Origin of the sequence: Streptomyces sp. NPDC020731, assembly GCF_044334705.1 — a bacterium.
Lineage (GTDB): Bacteria > Actinomycetota > Actinomycetes > Streptomycetales > Streptomycetaceae > Streptomyces.
Window position 1 is genome coordinate 182,328 of the sequence record NZ_JBIRTN010000004.1, and the last position, 17,689, is coordinate 200,016.

The 17,689-nt window shown below is 71.1% G+C and carries 15 protein-coding genes and 1 pseudogene; 4 read left to right on the forward strand and 12 right to left on the reverse strand.

Annotated elements, in window-relative coordinates; translation table 11 throughout:
* Positions 1 to 10 precede the first annotated feature (10 nt).
* The 11 genes from pgi to uvrC all read right to left on the reverse strand — a co-directional run bounded on the left by pgi (position 11) and on the right by uvrC (position 14,305).
* Positions 11 to 1,687, reverse strand: coding sequence for a glucose-6-phosphate isomerase (gene pgi / locus ACH4VX_RS07870; RefSeq protein WP_398366480.1), 1,677 nt, complete (start codon positions 1,685 to 1,687; stop codon positions 11 to 13).
* 107 nt (positions 1,688 to 1,794) lie between these two features.
* Positions 1,795 to 2,130, reverse strand: coding sequence for an RNA polymerase-binding protein RbpA (locus ACH4VX_RS07875; protein ID WP_003957010.1), 336 nt, complete (start codon positions 2,128 to 2,130; stop codon positions 1,795 to 1,797).
* A gap of 219 nt (positions 2,131 to 2,349) precedes the next feature.
* Positions 2,350 to 2,586 (reverse strand): preprotein translocase subunit SecG, encoded by a 237-nt coding sequence (gene secG, locus ACH4VX_RS07880; RefSeq protein ID WP_398366481.1) that lies wholly within the window; start codon positions 2,584 to 2,586, stop codon positions 2,350 to 2,352.
* A gap of 95 nt (positions 2,587 to 2,681) precedes the next feature.
* Positions 2,682 to 3,458, reverse strand: coding sequence for a triose-phosphate isomerase (tpiA, locus tag ACH4VX_RS07885; protein ID WP_398366482.1), 777 nt, complete (start codon positions 3,456 to 3,458; stop codon positions 2,682 to 2,684).
* A gap of 5 nt (positions 3,459 to 3,463) precedes the next feature.
* Complete coding sequence (locus ACH4VX_RS07890; protein ID WP_398366483.1) at positions 3,464 to 4,675, reverse strand: phosphoglycerate kinase; 1,212 nt, start codon at positions 4,673 to 4,675, stop codon at positions 3,464 to 3,466.
* Positions 4,676 to 4,834: 159 nt separating this feature from the next.
* On the reverse strand, positions 4,835 to 5,845 hold the full coding sequence (gene gap, locus ACH4VX_RS07895) for a type I glyceraldehyde-3-phosphate dehydrogenase (protein ID WP_398366484.1): 1,011 nt from the start codon (positions 5,843 to 5,845) through the stop codon (positions 4,835 to 4,837).
* A 226-nt stretch (positions 5,846 to 6,071) separates the two neighbouring features.
* Complete coding sequence (locus ACH4VX_RS07900) at positions 6,072 to 9,026, reverse strand: M14 family zinc carboxypeptidase (protein WP_398366485.1); 2,955 nt, start codon at positions 9,024 to 9,026, stop codon at positions 6,072 to 6,074.
* A 146-nt stretch (positions 9,027 to 9,172) separates the two neighbouring features.
* Positions 9,173 to 10,162, reverse strand: coding sequence for a DNA-binding protein WhiA (whiA, locus tag ACH4VX_RS07905; RefSeq protein ID WP_398366486.1), 990 nt, complete (start codon positions 10,160 to 10,162; stop codon positions 9,173 to 9,175).
* Positions 10,153 to 11,217: a uridine diphosphate-N-acetylglucosamine-binding protein YvcK gene (yvcK, locus tag ACH4VX_RS07910; RefSeq protein ID WP_398366487.1), complete on the reverse strand. Its 1,065-nt coding sequence runs from the start codon at positions 11,215 to 11,217 to the stop codon at positions 10,153 to 10,155. Before yvcK ends, whiA begins: the two co-directional genes overlap by 10 nt.
* Positions 11,214 to 12,221 (reverse strand): RNase adapter RapZ, encoded by a 1,008-nt coding sequence (gene rapZ, locus ACH4VX_RS07915; protein WP_398366488.1) that lies wholly within the window; start codon positions 12,219 to 12,221, stop codon positions 11,214 to 11,216. Before rapZ ends, yvcK begins: the two co-directional genes overlap by 4 nt.
* A complete protein-coding gene (gene uvrC, locus ACH4VX_RS07920; RefSeq protein WP_398366489.1) occupies positions 12,218 to 14,305 on the reverse strand; it encodes an excinuclease ABC subunit UvrC in 2,088 nt (695 codons plus the stop codon). Before uvrC ends, rapZ begins: the two co-directional genes overlap by 4 nt.
* Before the next feature lie 157 nt (positions 14,306 to 14,462).
* Here uvrC and ACH4VX_RS07925 point away from each other — a divergent pair, with 157 nt between their 5' ends.
* Together ACH4VX_RS07925 and ACH4VX_RS07930 are read left to right on the forward strand one after the other, a co-directional pair.
* On the forward strand, positions 14,463 to 14,624 hold the full coding sequence (locus ACH4VX_RS07925; RefSeq protein WP_398366490.1) for a hypothetical protein: 162 nt from the start codon (positions 14,463 to 14,465) through the stop codon (positions 14,622 to 14,624).
* A 190-nt stretch (positions 14,625 to 14,814) separates the two neighbouring features.
* Positions 14,815 to 15,762 (forward strand): hypothetical protein, encoded by a 948-nt coding sequence (locus tag ACH4VX_RS07930; RefSeq protein ID WP_398366491.1) that lies wholly within the window; start codon positions 14,815 to 14,817, stop codon positions 15,760 to 15,762.
* 6 nt (positions 15,763 to 15,768) lie between these two features.
* Here the strand turns inward: ACH4VX_RS07930 and ACH4VX_RS07935 are convergent, their stop codons facing one another.
* The gene (locus ACH4VX_RS07935; RefSeq protein ID WP_398366492.1) at positions 15,769 to 16,191 is read right to left on the reverse strand and encodes a Rieske (2Fe-2S) protein; all 423 of its coding nucleotides are present in this window, start codon (positions 16,189 to 16,191) and stop codon (positions 15,769 to 15,771) included.
* Between the two features lie 168 nt (positions 16,192 to 16,359).
* On the opposite strand from ACH4VX_RS07935, the pseudogene ACH4VX_RS07940 reads away from it, so the two are divergent.
* A pseudogene (locus ACH4VX_RS07940) lies at positions 16,360 to 16,770 on the forward strand (LacI family transcriptional regulator); the annotation flags it as partial.
* On the forward strand, positions 16,751 to 17,668 hold the full coding sequence (locus ACH4VX_RS07945) for a carbohydrate kinase (RefSeq protein ID WP_398366493.1): 918 nt from the start codon (positions 16,751 to 16,753) through the stop codon (positions 17,666 to 17,668). The pseudogene ACH4VX_RS07940 and the gene ACH4VX_RS07945, both read left to right, overlap by 20 nt.
* Positions 17,669 to 17,689 lie beyond the last annotated feature (21 nt).

A 17,689-nucleotide genomic window follows, 5' to 3' on the forward strand; every position in this document is an offset into this window, starting at 1 on the left:
CGCACCGTGCTCACTGCCGGCCGCGCAGCTCCCGGTAGGTGGCGACGAGGGCCTGGGTGGAGGCGTCCAGGCCCGGCACGGAGCCCGCCGCGTCAGCGGCTGATGCCGACGTGCCGGTGAGGGCTGGCTCGACGCGCTTGGCGAGGACCTTGCCGAGTTCGACGCCCCACTGGTCGAAGGAGTCGATGTTCCAGATCGCGCCCTGCACGAACACCTTGTGCTCGTAGAGCGCGACGAGCTGGCCGAGCACGGACGGTGTGAGCTCACGCGCGAGGATCGTGGTCGTGGGGTGGTCGCCCTTGAACGTCTTGTGCGGGACCAGTTCCTCCGGCACCCCCTCGCCGCGCACCTCGTCCGGGGTCTTGCCGAAGGCGAGGGCCTGGGTCTGGGCGAAGAAGTTGGCCATCAACAGGTCGTGCTGGGCCTTGAGTTCGTCGCCCAGTTCGGCGACGGGCTCGGCGAAGCCGATGAAGTCCGCCGGGATCAGCTTCGTACCCTGGTGGATCAACTGGTAGTAGGCGTGCTGCCCGTTGGTCCCCGGCGTGCCCCACACCACCGGTCCCGTCTGCCACTCCACCTCGCGCCCGTCCCGGCCGACGTACTTTCCGTTGGACTCCATGTCGAGCTGCTGGAGGTAGGCGGTGAACTTCGACAGGTAGTGCGAGTACGGCAGTACCGCGTGCGACTGCGCGTCGTGGAAGTTGCCGTACCAGACGCCCAGCAGACCCAGCAGCAGGGGGACGTTGGACTCGGCGGGCGCGGTGCGGAAGTGCTCGTCGACGAGGCGGAAGCCGTCGAGCATCTCCCGGAAGCGGTCCGGGCCGATGGCGATCATCAGCGACAGGCCGATCGCCGAGTCGTAGGAGTAGCGACCGCCGACCCAGTCCCAGAACTCGAACATGTTCGCCGTGTCGATGCCGAAGTCGGCGACCTTCTCGGCGTTGGTGGACAGGGCGACGAAGTGCTTGGCGACGGCGGCCCGGTCGCCCAGCGCGTTCAGCAGCCAGGTCCGCGCGGAGGTGGCGTTGGTGACCGTCTCGATGGTGGTGAAGGTCTTGGACGCGATGATGAACAGCGTCTCGGCCGGGTCCAGGTCGCGGGTCGCCTCGTGCAGGTCGGCGCCGTCCACGTTGGACACGAAGCGGACGGTGAGGTCGCGGTCGGTGTAGGCGCGCAGCGCCTCGTACGCCATGGCGGGGCCCAGGTCGGAGCCGCCGATGCCGACGTTGACGACGTTGCGGATGCGCTTGCCGGTGTGACCGGTCCACTCCCCGGAGCGGATCCGCCCGGCGAAGTCGGCCATCCGGTCCAGGACGGCGTGCACGGCCGGGACGACGTTCTCCCCGTCGACCTCGACCGCCGCGTCCCGGGCGGCCCGGAGCGCGGTGTGCAGTACGGCCCGGTCCTCGGTGGTGTTGATCTTCTCGCCGCGGAACATGGCGTCGCGCAGCCCGAACACGTCGGTGGCGACGGCCAGTTCCCGCAGCAGCCGCAGGGTGTCGTCGGTGACCAGGTGCTTGGAGTAGTCGACGTACAGGTCACCGACCCGGAGCGTGTACCCGGTGCCGCGGCCGGCGTCGGCGGCGAACAGCTCGCGCAGCCGCACCTCGCCGAGCTCCTCGCGGTGCTTGGCCAGTGCGGTCCACTCGGGCATCTGGTTGAGCCTGGTACGACCGTCTGCGTTCATCTCGGACTTCAGCCTTCTTCCTTGGGTGTCCCCGCTGTGCCCAACCTAATTGATCAGCGGTGAACAGGACGGGAGAAGAAGACTGAGGGAATCCGAAGCGGACCGGTCTAGATCTCGCCCCGCAGTTTGGCGAGCGCCTCGGCGAGGATCGCCTCGCCGTCCGCGTCGCTGCGCCTCTCCCGCACATAGGCGAGATGCGTCTTGTAGGGCTCGGTGCGCGGCGGGTCCGGCGGGTTGTCGCGGTCCTGCCCGGCCGGGAATCCGCAGCGGGGGCAGTCCCAGGTATCGGGCACCTGCGCGTCGCTCGCGAAGCTCGGCTGTGTCTCGTGCCCGTTGGAGCACCAGAAGGAGATGCGCAGCCGGGGCGCGGACTCGCCGCGCTCGGCCTCGCCCATCGGGCCCGCCCCGACCCGGCTTCCCCGGATCGCGTTGCCACTTGCCACGGTCGTAACTCCCTGCGTGATGGTGCCGCGAAACGAGTCGGCGTGCCGCTTCGCTGCGAGCGCCTCAGTCTACGTAAGGCCCAACGCACGTCCAGTGTGGGGAATTACCGCCCCCGTATCCAGACGTAGGCCCCATGATAGGCCGCGCTCAGCTGCGCGTACCGAACATGAGGCCTTACGTGTGGAATGCCTGGGGAATGGGTGCGATGCGCCCTCGGATCAGTTGTTCACCTTCATGGTGATGCCGAGCACGACAATGCACGCGAACCAGAGCAGACCGACCACGAGGGTGATCCGGTCGAGGTTGCGCTCGGCGACCGAGGAGCCGCCGACGGAGGACTGCATGCCACCACCGAACATGTCGGAGAGGCCGCCGCCCTTCCCCTTGTGCATCAGCACCAGCAGCATCAGCAGCAGGCTGAAGACGATCAGGGCGATGGAGAACCCCAGAACCACGGCTGGACCAACTTCCTCGGATGCGGATGGACGACGCGGGGCCCAGCACACTGCTGGACCCCGCAAGGGTACGACGAAACGCCGTTACCGCATACTCACTGGTCGCGGAAACGGACGATCTTGACGAACTCGTCGGTGTCCAGCGAGGCGCCGCCGACCAGGGCGCCGTCGATGTCGGCCTGCGCCATGATCTCGGCGACGTTGCCGGACTTGACCGAGCCGCCGTACTGGATGCGGACCTTGTCGGCCAGCTCCTGGCCGTACAGTTCGGCGAGCTTGCCGCGGATGGCGGCGCAGACCTCCTGGGCGTCCTCGGCGCCGCAGACCTTGCCGGTGCCGATGGCCCACACCGGCTCGTAGGCGATCACGACCGTCTCGGCCTGCTCGGCCGGGAGGTCCTTCAGACCGCCCTCGACCTGGGCGAGGGTGTGGGCGACGTGGTTGCCCGCCTCGCGGACCTCCAGTTCCTCGCCGACGCAGAGGATGGGGGTGATGCCGTGCTTGTAGGCGGCCTTCACCTTGGCGTTCACGATGTCGTCGGTCTCGGCGTGGTACTGACGCCGCTCCGAGTGCCCGACGGCGACGTAGGTGCACTTCAGCTTGGCCAGCATCGGGCCGGAGATCTCGCCGGTGTAGGCACCGCCGTCGTGCGCCGAGATGTCCTGGGCGCCGTATGTGATCTTCAGCTTGTCGCCGTCGACCAGGGTCTGCACGGAGCGCAGGTCGGTGAAGGGCGGCAGGACGGCGACGTCGACCGCCTCGTAGTCCTTGTCGGCGAGGGCGAAGGCGAGCTTCTGGACGTGGGCGATGGCCTCGAGGTGGTTGAGGTTCATCTTCCAGTTGCCCGCCATCAGCGGCGTGCGGGTGGTCATTGAGGTCAGTCCTCCAGTGCGGCGAGGCCGGGGAGCGTCTTGCCCTCGAGGTATTCGAGGGAGGCGCCGCCGCCGGTCGAGATGTGGCCGAATGCCTGCTCGTCGAAGCCCAGGATGCGGACGGCCGCGGCGGAGTCGCCGCCGCCGACCACGGTGAAGCCCGGGGAGTCGAGGAGGGCCTGGGCGACCGCCTTGGTGCCCTCGGCGTAATCGGGGTGCTCGAAGACGCCCATGGGGCCGTTCCAGAAGACGGTGGCGGCGTCGGCGAGCTTCGAGGCGTACAGCTTGCGGGTCTGAGGACCGATGTCCAGGCCCATGTGGCCGGCCGGGATGGCGTCCGCGGCGACGTTGGTGGGGTCGGCCGGCGCCTTGGTCTTCATGTCGGGGAACTCCGCCGCGACCAGCGTGTCGACCGGCAGCACCAGCTCGACGCCGTTCTTCTCGGCGCGCTCCAGGTACTCCAGGACGGCCGGGATCTGGTCCTCCTGCAGCAGGGACGTGCCGATCTCGTGGCCCTGGGCCTTGAGGAAGGTGTACGCCATGCCGCCGCCGATGAGGATGCGGTCGGCCTTGGCGAGCAGCTCGTCGATGACGGCGAGCTTGTCGGAGACCTTGGCGCCGCCGAGGGCGACGACGTAGGGCCGCCGGACGTCGTCGGTGAGCTTCTTCAGGACGCCGACCTCGGTGGCGATGAGGTGGCCGGCGTAGTGCGGCAGCCGCGCCGGGAGGTCGAAGACCGAGGCGTGCTTGCGGTGCACCGCGCCGAAGCCGTCGCCGACGTACAGGTCGGCGAGGGCGGCGAGCCGGTCGGCGAAGGCGCCGCGCTCGGCGTCGTCCTTGCTGGTCTCACCGGCGTTGAAGCGCAGGTTCTCGATGACCGCGACCTGTCCGTCGGCCAGGCCGGCGACGGTGGCGCCGGCGGACTCGCCGACGGTGTCGGTCGCGAACGCGACGTCGGCGCCGAGGAGCTCACCGAGGCGCGCGGCGGCCGGGGCGAGCGAGAAGGCCGGGTCCGGGGCGCCCTTGGGACGGCCCAGGTGGGAGGCGACGACCACGCGGGCGCCCGCCTCGGCGAGGGCCTTGACGGTGGGCAGCACGGCGCGGATACGGCCGTCGTCGGTGATGGTGGTGCCGTCCAGCGGCACGTTGAGGTCGGCGCGGACGAAGACCCGCTTGCCCGCGACGCCTTCGGAGAGGAGTTCGTCGATCGTCTTCATAGGGGCTCCCTGGCTAGAGCAACGTGTTCAGCGACGTGTTCGCTCGTGATCGCTCGTGATCGAAAGAGGGCGGCCGTTCCGATACGCGCGTCAGGGCTCGGACAGCGCGTTGCCGCACCGGCCGAGCCCTGCACTCATATCAGGCTGCCCGCTCCGTGATCAGAGCTGGTCGCCCACGAAGACCGTGAGGTCGACGAGGCGGTTGCTGTAGCCCCACTCGTTGTCGTACCAGCCGAGGATCTTCACCGTCTTGCCCTCCTGGACCATGGTCAGGGAGGAGTCGAAGGTGCAGGAGGCCGGGTCGCCGACGATGTCCGAGGAGACGATCGCGTCCTCGGTGTAGAACAGGAAACCCTTGAGGTCGCCGCCGTCGGCGGCCTTCTTGAACGCGGCGTTGACCTCGTCCTTGGTGACCTCGCGCTGGAGCTCCACGACCAGGTCGGTGGCCGAGCCGGTCGGGACCGGGACGCGCATCGCGATGCCGTCGAGCTTGCCCTTGAGCTGCGGCAGCACCAGCGCGGTGGCCTTGGCGGCACCGGTGGTGGTCGGGATGATGTTCTCGGCGGCGGCACGCGCGCGGCGCAGGTCCTTGTGCGGGAAGTCCAGGATGCGCTGGTCGTTCGTGTACGCGTGCACCGTGGTCATCAGACCCTTGACGATGCCGAAGTTCTCGTCGAGCACCTTCGCCATCGGCGCCACACAGTTGGTGGTGCAGGAGGCGTTGGAGATGACGTGGTGGTTCGCCGGGTCGTACTTGTCCTGGTTGACGCCCATCACGATGGTGATGTCCTCGTCCTTGGCCGGGGCCGAGATGAGGACCTTCTTCGCGCCACCGGCGATGTGCTTCTCGGCGTCCGCCTTCTTCGTGAAGATGCCGGTCGACTCGATCACGATGTCGACGCCCAGCTCGCCCCACGGGATGTCGGCCGGGTTGCGCTCGGACAGGACCTTGATGGTCCTGCCGTCGACGGTGATGGTGTCCTCGGTGTGCGAGACCTCCGCCTTGAGGCGGCCGAGGATGGTGTCGTACTTCAGCAGGTGGGCGGTGGTCGCGGTGTCACCCAGGTCGTTGACAGCCACGATCTCGATGTCCGCACCCTGCTCCAGCAGCGCGCGGAAGTAGTTACGACCGATGCGGCCAAAGCCGTTGATGCCTACGCGGATCGTCACGAACCGATCTCCTCGTTGGTACGCCGGCTCTGACGCCGGCGAGCTGTATTTGGGATGTCCCCGACCACTGTCGACCCTACCTCTCCGGGGCCCCGGCCGTGACATCGAGTTGCCCCATACCCGGCAGGGCGGCCCGTACCCGTCAGTAGGGTGCGGACCGCCCGGACCGACGGTCCGTCGTCACTCGTTCTCGTCACGGATCGTCAGCGCGCCTTGACGCGTGGTGTCACCCGTCCAGGGCGGCCAGCGCCTTCCTCAGCAGTGCGGTCCGGTCGGCCGCGGAGGTGAGGTGCTCCAGGCCGAAGCCCAGCAGCACGGTGTCGCCGGTGGTGACCGCTCCGTAGGTCTGGAACAGCGCTCCGGTGCGCGTCCAGTCCTTCAGGACGGCCGGGCTGCCCGCAGGCGGTCCGGACACCGTCCAGACGCCGAGCGAGCTCTCGAAGCCCTCGGTGCCGGCCGCGGTGCCGCCGGTCACGAGCGAGGCCTCGTCGGCGAGGACGCCGTGACCGCCGCTGCCCGGGTCGGTGACATAGGCGAGGGAGACCTCGACCGTCTTCCCGGCGTAGGCACTCAGGTCGAAGTTCACCTGCTGCCAGCCGGCGGCGGATCCGGTGAGGCTGTTCCAGGAACCGGTGGTGCCGGTCGCGGCGCAGCCGTCGTCACCCAGGGTCAGGTAGTGCTCCAGCCAGGGGTGCTCGCCCATGTAGAACCCGGCCGCGCACTCGGCCGGCACGGTGGTGCGGGTGGCGCCGCCGGCCTCGGGCAGGGTCGTCCAGTCGTCGGCGCCGGTGGTGTGCGCCTCGACGATGACGTGGTCGTAGCCCGGTTCGGTGTCCCACAGCAGCTGGGTGCGCAGGGTGGGCCGGTCGGCCGCGGCGGTGCCGGTGAGGTCGATGGTGCGGGTGAGGCGCTTGTAGCCGTCGTCGGTGTGCACGGCGGCGGCCATGTACGAGCCGGCGTAGGGCCCGTACGGGTTGACCGTGCCGGGGAACTGTCCGGCGCCGGCGCTCGCGAACCGCGGGTACTGCTCGGCGGGCAGCTCGTCGGAGGTGACGCCGTAGGTGCCGGCCTTGTCCAGCGGGTTGCCGGGCGCGTCGCCGAGCGGGCCGGTGAAGCCGCCCAGGCCGCCGGAGCCGGTGAACGCCGTGGCTCCCGTGGTGGAGGTGCGGGAGTAGGCGCCCAGGTAGTACTGGCTGAAGTCGTCGGACAGGGTGCCGCCGCCGAGGTCGACGCTGCCGCCGGCCTGCTCGCCCGCCTCGATCAGCCGGCCGCCCTCGTTGAGGAAGGCCCGCAGCCGGAGCTGGGTGGCGATACCCGGGGTGCCGGCGCCGGTGTGGTGGACGACCGTGTCGAAGTGGCTCAGCACGCCCAGCGCGTCCGGGGCCCCCTGCTCGGCGACGTCCCAGACCGCCGCGCGGCGGCCGTTGGCCTTCAGCGCGTCGACGTACTTCTGGGCCTGCGTGCTCTTCGCGCCCTCCTCGGCGACGACGAGGACGTCCGCGCGGGGCCGTTCGGCGACGGTGTAGGTGAAGTGCTCGCTGGAGACGTTCCTGCCCCCGCGGCTCTCGCCGGTGAACCACACCTCCACCTTGTCGCCCGGGTCCCCGTGCCTCACCTTGGCCCGGTACTCGTCGAAGTAGAGGTTGTCCTCGCCGCCGTACCGCTCGCCGCCCTTCCAGGGCCTGAGGTCCACGTCGTGCGTACGGCCGCCGTTGACGCGGTACTTGAGCTCCTTGTCGCGTACGGCCTTGCGGACGACGACGGAGACCTCCTGGTCGGCGCCGCGCGCGTACGACGTGCCGAAGGCCGCCGGGGTGAAGTCCGCGGCCTCCAGGCCGACCGCGGAGGACGGCCGGTCGGGACGGGCGGCGGTCTCGGCCACGGAGAGCGCGAACGGGATGTTCTTCGCGAACTCCTGCTGGATCAGTTTCTCGTCGTCGGGGAAGTTGAAGCCCGACTGGCAGTCGCCGGCGTTCCACTCGTCGTCGGGGTCGACCCCGGACGCGGTCTGGCAGGTCGACATCTCGGGGGTGAACATCGCCATGCCGTTGACGTTGGCCGCGTGGCCGTCGGCCTCACCGTTGGTGGTGTACAGCTCGGAGGAGAGCTGCGGGTGGTAGCCGGGGATCGCGGAGTTGCCGGGCGTGCCGGCGAGGGCCTCGTAGAGGACGTCGTCGGGGGTCGGCGTGGCCACCTGCCAGCCGACCCCGTAGAGGAGGAGTTCGGCCGCGGAGTGGTAGTTGATGCCGTAGGTGAAGCCGATGCGCTTCTGGAAGGCGTCGATGGCCTTGGTCTCGGGCTCGGAGCCCGGGGTCGCGCCGCGGTAGGTCTGGCTGGTGGGGTTGGGGGACGAGCCCTCGTCGTCGTAGCCCCACTTGTAGGGGAAGTTGCGGTTGAGGTCGACGCCGTCGCCGGTGCTGATGGCGCCGTCGCCGTTGACGTCCCGCAGGTTCTTGCGCCAGAGGCGGTTGTCGTCGTCGGCGAAGGTGTGGTCGTAGCCGTCGGGGTTGGCGGAGAGCACGAACCACAGTTCCGTGGTGTCGACGATCTTCTTGATCCGCTTGTCGGTCCGGTACGTGTCCAGGTAGTGGTGCATCAGCCGCCGGGTCATCTCCGGCGTGATCCACTCGCGCGCGTGCTGGTTGGACATGTAGAGGACGGCCGGTTTGGAACCGTCCTTCGTCTTCTTGGCCTTCTTGGTGAGCTTCAGGGCGAGGATGTCCTGGCCCTTGATCGTCTTGCCGATGGAGACGACCTTGGTGAGGTCGGGGTTCTCCCGCGCGGTGCGCAGGATCTCCTCCCGCAGTCCGCCCTCTCCGCTGTACGGGCGGAACACACCCTCGGCGGCGTCCTCGACGCGGCTCTCCGCCCGGGCGGAGAGCGCGTGCTCGGTGAGGTCGACGCCCTGTTCCACCAGCTTCTCGGCCTGTCCCTCGGTGAGGTAGACCTCCACGGTGGCCGTGCCCCGGTCGGGCACCCGCTCACCGAGTTCGTGGCCGTCCTGCCCCGCCGCGAGCAGCAGGGACACCTGCGCCTTGGTGACGTCGGCGCGGAAGACCTTGACCTCGTCGGTGTCGGAGGCCGCGGGGTTTCCGGGTTGTGCCTGGGCGATGGGCGCGAAGCCCGCTCCGCCGATCAGGAGCGTGCCGACAGCGAGGATCGATCTCGCTCTGTGTCTCATGAGCCCCCCTGGAAATGGTCCGCCACAGCAGCGAACAGATGCCAGGCTCATGACACATCATGATCGAGTCAAGGGTGCCGCCCCGACACGCGAAAACCGGTGCCGGTCACCCAAGTGGGTGCCGACACCGGCCTCCTGACCGGACGTCACACCATGAGTCTGTCGTCCAGTTCCTCGCCGAGGTTGACCTCCGTGCTCGGAATGCCGAGGTCGGCGGCCCGCTTGTCGGCCATCGCCAGCAGCCGGCGGATACGGCCGGCCACGGCGTCCTTGGTGAGCGGCGGGTCGGCGAGCGCGCCCAGCTCCTCCAGGGAGGCCTGCTTGTGCTCCATGCGCAGCCGGCCGGCCGCGGCGAGGTGCTCGGGGACGTCGTCGGCGAGGATCTCCAGGGCGCGCTGGACGCGGGCGCCGGCGGCGACGGCCGCGCGGGCGGAGCGGCGGAGGTTGGCGTCGTCGAAGTTGGCCAGCCGGTTCGCCGTGGCGCGCACCTCGCGGCGCATCCGGCGCTCCTCCCAGGCCAGCACCGACTCGTGGGCGCCGAGCCGGGTGAGCAGCGCGCCGATCGCGTCGCCGTCGCGGACCACGACCCGGTCCACGCCGCGCACCTCGCGCGCCTTGGCGGCGATCGACAGCCGACGGGCGGCGCCGACCAGGGCGAGCGCCGCCTCGGGGCCGGGGCAGGTCACCTCCAGGGAGGAGGAGCGGCCGGGCTCGGTGAGGGAGCCGTGGGCCAGGAAGGCGCCGCGCCAGGCCGCCTCGGCGTCACAGGTGGCCCCGGAGACCACCTGCGGGGGCAGGCCGCGGATCGGGCGTCCGCGGCCGTCCACCAGGCCGGTCTGGCGGGCCAGCTGGTCGCCGCCCGCGACCACCCGGACGACGTAGCGCGAGCCGCGTCGGAGCCCGCCCGGGGCCATCACGATCAGTTCGGAGCTGTGTCCGAAGATCTCCAGGATGTCCCGCTTGAGGCGGCGGGCCGCCATCGCGGTGTCCAGCTCCGCCTCGATCACGATGCGCCCGCTCACCAGGTGGAGGCCGCCGGCGAACCGCAGAATGGCGGATACCTCCGCCTTTCTGCAGCAGGTCCGGGTGACGGGGAGCCGGGAGACCTCGTCCTTCACCGCTGCCGTCATCGCCATGGGCCGATCCTTCCATGCATCCGAAAAATACGGTCGTACGCGGCGGCCAACAGCTCCGGGTCGTGCCGGGGGCTTCCGTCGGGCCTGGCCACCGGGGCCAGCTCGACCGCGGCACCGAACCGTTCGGCGGCATCGGTCAGCGAGTCGCGGTCGGGCACGGCGGCCTCGTCGGCCAGCACCACGTCCAGGGCGAGTTTAGGGGCGTGTCGTCCCAAAACCTCCAAATGACGCTGCGGGGAGAAGCCCTCGGTTTCTCCTGGCTGCGGGGCGAGGTTAAGGGAGAGTACCCGGCGCGCCTTGGTCTCGATGAGGGCGTCCAGCAGTTCCGGCACGAGCAGGTGCGGGATGACCGAGGAGAACCAGGAGCCGGGGCCGAGCACCACCCAGTCGGCGTCGAGGACCGCCGCGACCGCCTCGGGGACGGCGGGCGGGTCGTTCGGCACGAGGTGCACGGACTGCACCTCGCCCGGGGTGAGCGCGACGGTGGCCTGGCCGCGGACGGTGCCGGTCTCGTCGGGCCGCTCGGGGTCGTGGCCCTTGACCAGGGCCTGGAGCTCCAGCGGCACGGCGGACATGGGCAGCACGCGCCCGTGCGCGCCGAGCAGCCGGCCCACCAGGTCCAGCGCCTGGACGTGGTCGCCGAGCTGCTCCCACAGGGCGACGATCAGCAGATTGCCGACCGCGTGCTCGTGCAGATCGCCCTGGGACTGGAAGCGGTGCTGGATGACGCGGGCCCAGGTCTGGCCCCAGTCGTCGTCGCCGCACAGCGCGGCCAGGGCCTTGCGCAGGTCACCGGGCGGCAGCACGCCCAGTTCGTCGCGCAGGCGCCCGCTGGAGCCGCCGTCGTCGGCCACGGTGACGACGGCGGTGAGGTCGCCGGTGATCCGGCGCAGCGCGGCGAGCGAGGCGGACAGGCCCATGCCGCCGCCGAGGGCGACGACCTTGGGCTGGGTGCCCCGGCGGCGCGGTCTCGCGCCGCGCGCGACCGGCCGGCCCGCGCGCCCCTCGGGGACCGCCCTGCGCAGCCGGCTCAGCCGCGGAGTACGTGGTGTCATTCCCGTCCCATGTCCCGGTGGACCACCACCGTCTCCACGCCCTCGGCGGCGAGCCGGGCGGCGAGCTTCTCCGACATGGCGACCGACCGGTGCTTGCCCCCGGTGCAGCCGACGGCGATGGTCACATAGCGCTTGCCCTCACGACGGTAGCCCGCGGCGATCAGCCGCAGCAGCTCGGCGTACCGGTCGAGGAACTCCTTGGCGCCGGGCTGGTTGAAGACGTACGACGCCACCTCCTCGTTGAGGCCGGTGTACGGGCGCAGCTCGGGGACCCAGTGCGGGTTGGGCAGGAACCGCATGTCCACGACCAGGTCGGCGTCGACCGGGAGGCCGTACTTGAAGCCGAAGGACATGACAGTGGCCCGCAGCTCGGGCTCCTCCTCGCCGGCGAACTGGGCGTCCATCTTGGCGCGCAGTTCGTGCACGTTGAGGCTGGAGGTGTCGATCACCAGGTCGGCGTCACCGCGCAGCTCGCGCAGCAGCTCCCGTTCGGCGGCGATGCCGTCGACGATACGGCCGTCGCCCTGGAGGGGGTGCGGGCGGCGCACCGACTCGAAGCGGCGCACCAGGGCGTCGTCGGAGGACTCCAGGAAGACGGTCCGCCGGGTGACGCCCCGCCCCTCGAGGTCGGCGAGGGACTCGCGGAGGTTGTCGAAGAAGCGCCGGCCCCGGACGTCGACGACGACCGCGATCCGCGCCACGTTGCCCTGGGAACGGGCGCCGAGCTCCACCATGGTGGGGATCAGCGCGGGCGGCAGGTTGTCCACGACGAACCAGCCGAGGTCCTCCAGACACTTCGCGGCCGTCGAACGGCCGGCCCCGGACATGCCGGAGATGATCACCAGCTCGGGGATGGCCGTCTCGGGCACCCCGGCCTTTTCCTTGCCCGTACTCACCTGTGCTCCGTCGTCCTGGCGGGCGGCCGTCCGGCCGGTGCCGCTCCCGCCTGTCTCCTGCTGGGTCCGGTCCCGCTCCGGCGCGGGTCCCGTCTCGTGCTCGGTCATCGCTCCTGCCCCCGTCGTTCGTCCGGGGCGCCCGTGGACACGGGCTCCCCGGGAGAACCCGTCGCCTGCCCGGGTTCTTCCATGTCATCCATGATCTCGCCCGTCGCCGTGTTCACGGCGGGGGCGGCGGGTGCCGCCCGGTCGAGGGCCGCGACGATCGTCTCGGCCGTCTTGCGGCCTATGCCCGGAACCTCGCAGATCTGGTCGATTGTCGCCGATCGCAGCCTCTTCACCGAACCGAAGTGCTTGATCAGTGCCTGCTTACGGGTCTCGCCGAGGCCGGGCACGTCGTCCAGCGGGCCGGCCCGGAAGCGCTTGGCGCGCTTGGCGCGCTGGTAGGTGATCGCGAACCGGTGGGCCTCGTCGCGGACCCGCTGGAGCAGGTAGAGGCCCTCACTGGTGCGCGGCAGCACCACCGGGTCGGCGTCGCCCGGCAGCCAGACCTCCTCCAGCCGCTTGGCCAGGCCGCACACGGCGATGTCGTCGATGCCCAGCTCGTCCAGCGCCCGCTGGGCCGCCGCGACCTGCGGCGCGCCGCCGTCGACGACGACGAGCTGCGGCGGGTAGGCGAAGCGCCTGGGCCGGCCGTCGTCCTCGGTGAGGGTGTTCGCGGGCGGCTCGGCGAGACCTTCGGAGAGGTCCTCCGCGCCGGGCTCCTCGCCGTCGGTCCACTCCCCCGTGCGCTCCTTCTCCGCGAGATAGCGCCGGAAGCGGCGGGTGATCACCTCGTGCATGGAGCGGACGTCGTCCTGCCCGGCGAAGCCCTTGATCTGGAAGCGGCGGTACTCGCTCTTGCGGGCCAGTCCGTCCTCGAAGACCACCATGGAGGCCACCACGTCGTCGCCCTGGAGGTGCGAGATGTCGTAGCACTCGATCCTGAGCGGGGCGCTGTCCAGCTCCAGGGCGTCGGTGATCTCCTCCAGCGCGCGCGAGCGCGTGGTCAGGTCGGAGGCGCGCTTGGTCTTGTGCAGCACGAGCGCCTGCTGGGCGTTGCGCTCCACGGTCTCCATCAGGGCCCTCTTGTCCCCGCGCTGCGGGACCCGCAGGGAGACACCGGAGCCGCGCCGCCCGGTCAGCCACTGCTGGACCGGCTCCACCGGCTCGGGCAGGGCGGGGACCAGGACCTCCCGGGGGACCGCGTCGCCGGTCTCCTCGCCGTAGAGCTGCTGCAGCGCGTGCTCGACGAGGGCGCCGGTGGTGATCTCCTCGACCTTGTCGGTGACCCAGCCGCGCTGGCCGCGCACGCGTCCGCCGCGCACGTGGAAGATCTGGACGGCCGCCTCCAGCTCGTCCTCGGCGACCGCGATCAGATCGGCGTCGGTCGCGTCGGCGAGCACGACCGCGCTCTTCTCCATGGCCTTCTTCAGGGCCCCGATGTCGTCGCGCAGGCGGGCGGCCCGCTCGTACTCCATCTCCTCGGCCGCCTCCGTCATCCGCTTCTCCAGACGGCGGAGGTAGGCGCCCGTGCGGCCGGCCATGAAGTCGGAGAACTCCTCGGCCAGTCCGCGGTGGTCCTCGGCGGAGATGCGGTCCACGCACGGCGCCGAGCACTTGTCGATGTAGCCGAGCAGACACGGGCGGCCGGTGCGGGCGGCGTTCTTGAAGACCCCGGCCGAGCAGGTGCGCACCGGGAAGACGCGCAACAGCAGGTCCACGGTGTCCCGGATCGCCCAGGCGTGCGCGTACGGACCGAAGTAACGCACGCCCTTCTTCTTGTGACCGCGCATCACCTGTACGCGAGGGAACTCCTCGTTCATCGTCACCGCGAGGTACGGGTAGCTCTTGTCGTCGCGGTACTTGACGTTGAACCGGGGGTCGTACTCCTTGATCCAGGAGTACTCCAGCTGGAGCGCCTCGACCTCGGTGGACACCACGGTCCACTCCACGGACGCGGCCGTGGTGACCATGGAGCGGGTGCGCGGGTGCAGCCCGGCCAGGTCCTGGAAGTAGTTCGCCAGGCGCTGGCGCAGGCTCTTCGCCTTTCCGACGTAGATCACCCGGCGGTGCTCGTCGCGGAACCGGTAGACCCCCGGCGAGTCGGGGATCTCACCCGGTTTGGGGCGGTAGCTGGAGGGGTCGGCCATGTCTCACACCCTACTGGCGGGGACCGACACCGCGACGGGCCTGTGGACGCGGAGGGCCGGCCGGGCCCGAATGGGTTACGGCGTGCGGGAAGCGGGAAGGTGGGGATTCCGTCCCTCGGGTGATCGGCGGACGGTCCCGAGTCGGAGGGCTGGTCGGATGCGACGGACGCGGATCGAGAAAACACGACGGCCGGCCCGGAACCGCCGGTACGCGGACGAGACGTCCGGCCTCATCGACTCCCTCGACCCGCGCGATCCCGACATCGTGCGCGCGAAGCGCCTGCGGTCGGAGGGCAGGGGCGGGACCGGCGCGTCGTAGGGCAGGCGCGGGCCGCTGTTGGGCTTCAGGTGTTGTCGGGGCTTGGTCAACACGCTTCAATGCGGGGGAACTCCGGGCCCTGAACGACGGCGTACGGATGTGAAGGCTCCGCCACGCCGGCGGGGGCGGCTCCGGGGTGCCCGCGCGACGGTCTGACCAGCCGTCGCGGACTTCGCAGAAAGGCCCCTGCATGCCGTACGCCACACCGCACGCGGACGTCGTCACCGCGGAACTGGACTCGGCCCTGCGCGGCGGCCCCTTCCACGTCGCCCTGCGCGCGGCGATCGCCGCGCGGGGGCTGCCGTTGCAGCGGGTGCAGCACCATCTGTCGCGCCACGGCGTGAAGGTCGGCGTCACCAGTCTGAGTTACTGGCAGCAGGGGGCCCGCCGCCCGCAGCGTCCGGAGTCGCTGCGCGCCGTACGGGCACTGGAGGAGATCCTGCAGCTGCCGGAGGAATCGCTGATCCGGCTGCTCGCCGAGCCGGACGAGCACGCGGCGGACCGCCACTCCCCCGGGCGGTCCTACCGCTCCGTTGTCGAGGCCTCGGGCGTACGGGAACGGCTGCTGGCCGAATTCGGCGCCCCGCGCGACGGCGGGCTGCACACCCTGGGGCACCACGAGCGGATACGGATCGGGGCGCGCCGCGAACTGGCGGAGCGCGAGTCGCACCACATCGTGCGCGCGTACCGGGACGGCGTCGACCGCTATGTCACCGTCCACCACGGCGACCCCGGTGCCACGCCGGAGCGGATGACCGTGCAAGCGCTGGAGAACTGCCGTACCGGGCGCGTGCGTTGGCACCACGACACGGGGGTGCTCGCGGCCGAGCTGCTCTTCGACACCCGGCTGCGGGCCGGTGACACCTTCCTCTTCCGCTACGCCGTCGAGGACGGCACGGCGGGCGTCTCGCGCGAGTACGTGCGCGGGGCGGAGTCCCCCGGCGGCCAGTACGCGCTCCAGGTGTGCTTCGACTCCGGGGTGCTCCCGGCGCGCTGCCACCGGTTCACCCAGCACTCGGCAGCGGCACCGCGCGGTGGTCATCAGGAACTGGCGCTCAGCGGGCGGCACCGCTCGGTGCACCTGGTGGAACCGCGCGTGCGGTCGGGTTACGTGGGGATCGCCTGGGACTGGACCTGACCCGGGTCAGGCCTGCGGCCTGGCGACCATCGTGCCGTTCTTCACCTCGACGGCCAGCGCCTTCAGGGGGGCCACCGCCGGCTCGCGCAGCACCTTGCCGGTGGTGGCGTCGAACTCGCTGCCGTGACAGGGGCAGATCAGCTTCGAGCCCTCGAGCTTGTTGATGGGGCATCCCGCGTGCGTACAGACGGTGTCGTACGCCTTGAGGGTGCCGTCCTTACTCCGGCTGACCACGACGTTGTGGTCCCGGTACAGCTTCGCGCCGTCCTCGGCGACCTCGCTCTCGGGGCCCAGCTCGACGGGACCGGTCAGCCGCGCGGGGCCCTCCTCGGTGCCTCCGCACGCGGTGAGGCCCAGTCCGGCGACGGGGGTGAGGGCCGCGCCCCGCAGGACGGTACGGCGGCTCGCGGCGGGTCGGCGGGTGGACATGAGGGCTCCACGGGTGGGACGGCGGTGCACGGATGAACACCGGGGACGATACCGGGGGTGATCGTTCCGGCTGTCGTGGGGTGGTCGGGCAGGCGTTCGCGCGAACATCACGCAAGCGTTTACGCACGTCCGGCGGATGGGATACGGTCCCCACCCGAGAGGTGACACGTGGTGCACGGCTATGCGGGGTCGGCGGGCGCGGAACGGGCCACCGCGGGTCTGCCGTCCCCCGGTTCGCGTCCCACCGCGCTGGTCGCCGCCGAGAACGCCATGACGATCGGGGCGCTGCGGGCGCACGGGCCGTCCGTGCCCGGGGACATCGCGCCGCGCTGTTTCGACGACTTCGCGCGGGCGGACCCGTTCACGCCCCGCCCCACGGCGATCGCGCGGCCCGGCAGGGATGCCGGCGTCCGGACCGTGCGCGTCCTGCTGGACCGTCCCGCGCGGACCGAACGCCTCCCGTGCGCCTTCGCGCACCGCACGTCCTGTGGCTGCCCGGACGGGCCGGAGCGGCTCCCACAGGCTGAGAAGCCCGATCCTTCGAAGAAGGGAACCCTTCGTGATCGTCGTAGCCGGTGAGGCACTGATCGACCTGGTACCGCGCGGCGCGGGTGCGCTCGCGACGCTGACGCCGGCGCTCGGCGGCGGCCCCTTCAACACGGCGGTGGCGCTGGGCCGCCTCGGCTCCCCCACCGCGTTCTGCTCCCGAGTGTCGCGTGACGCCTTCGGTGCGGCGCTGCTGGACCGGCTGCGGGAGACCGGTGTGGACGTGTCCTCGGTGCAGCGCGGCGACGAGCCGACGACGCTGGCCGTCGCCACGGTCGGCACGGACGGCTCGGCGGCGTACTCCTTCTACGTGGAGGGGACCGCGGACCGCCTGTTCACGGCCCCCGACACGGTGCCGGCCGGCACCCGCGCGGTGTCCTTCGGAACCTGCTCGCTCGTGCTGGAGCCGGGCGCGAGCGCGTACGAGGAGCTGATGCGCGCCGCCTGCGCGCGAGGCGTGTTCACGGCGCTGGACCCCAACATCCGGGCGGGGCTCATCCCCGACCCGGACGCCTACCGGGCCCGGTTCCGCAGCTGGCTGCCGTCGGTGTCGCTGTTGAAGCTGTCCGCCGAGGACGCCGAGTGGCTCGGCGGGTCCCCGAAGGAGTGGCTGGCGGCCGGTCCGGCGGCGGTCGTGGTCACCCGGGGCGGGGACGGACTGACTGTGTTCACCCGCGACGGCGGCGAGTACGCCGTGCCGGGTGAACGGGTCGAGGTGGTGGACACGATCGGCGCCGGTGACACGGTGAACGCGGCGCTGCTGCACGGTCTCGCGGTGCGGGACGCGCTCAGTGACGCGGGTGTGGCCGCGCTGGACGGCGAGGGCTGGGCGGACCTGCTCGGCTTCGCGGCGCGCGCGGCGGCGGTCACCTGCTCACGCGCGGGCGCGGAACCGCCGTACGCCCGTGAACTGGAGCCGGAGGCCGCCTGACGCGCGCACGCGCCGTGCCGC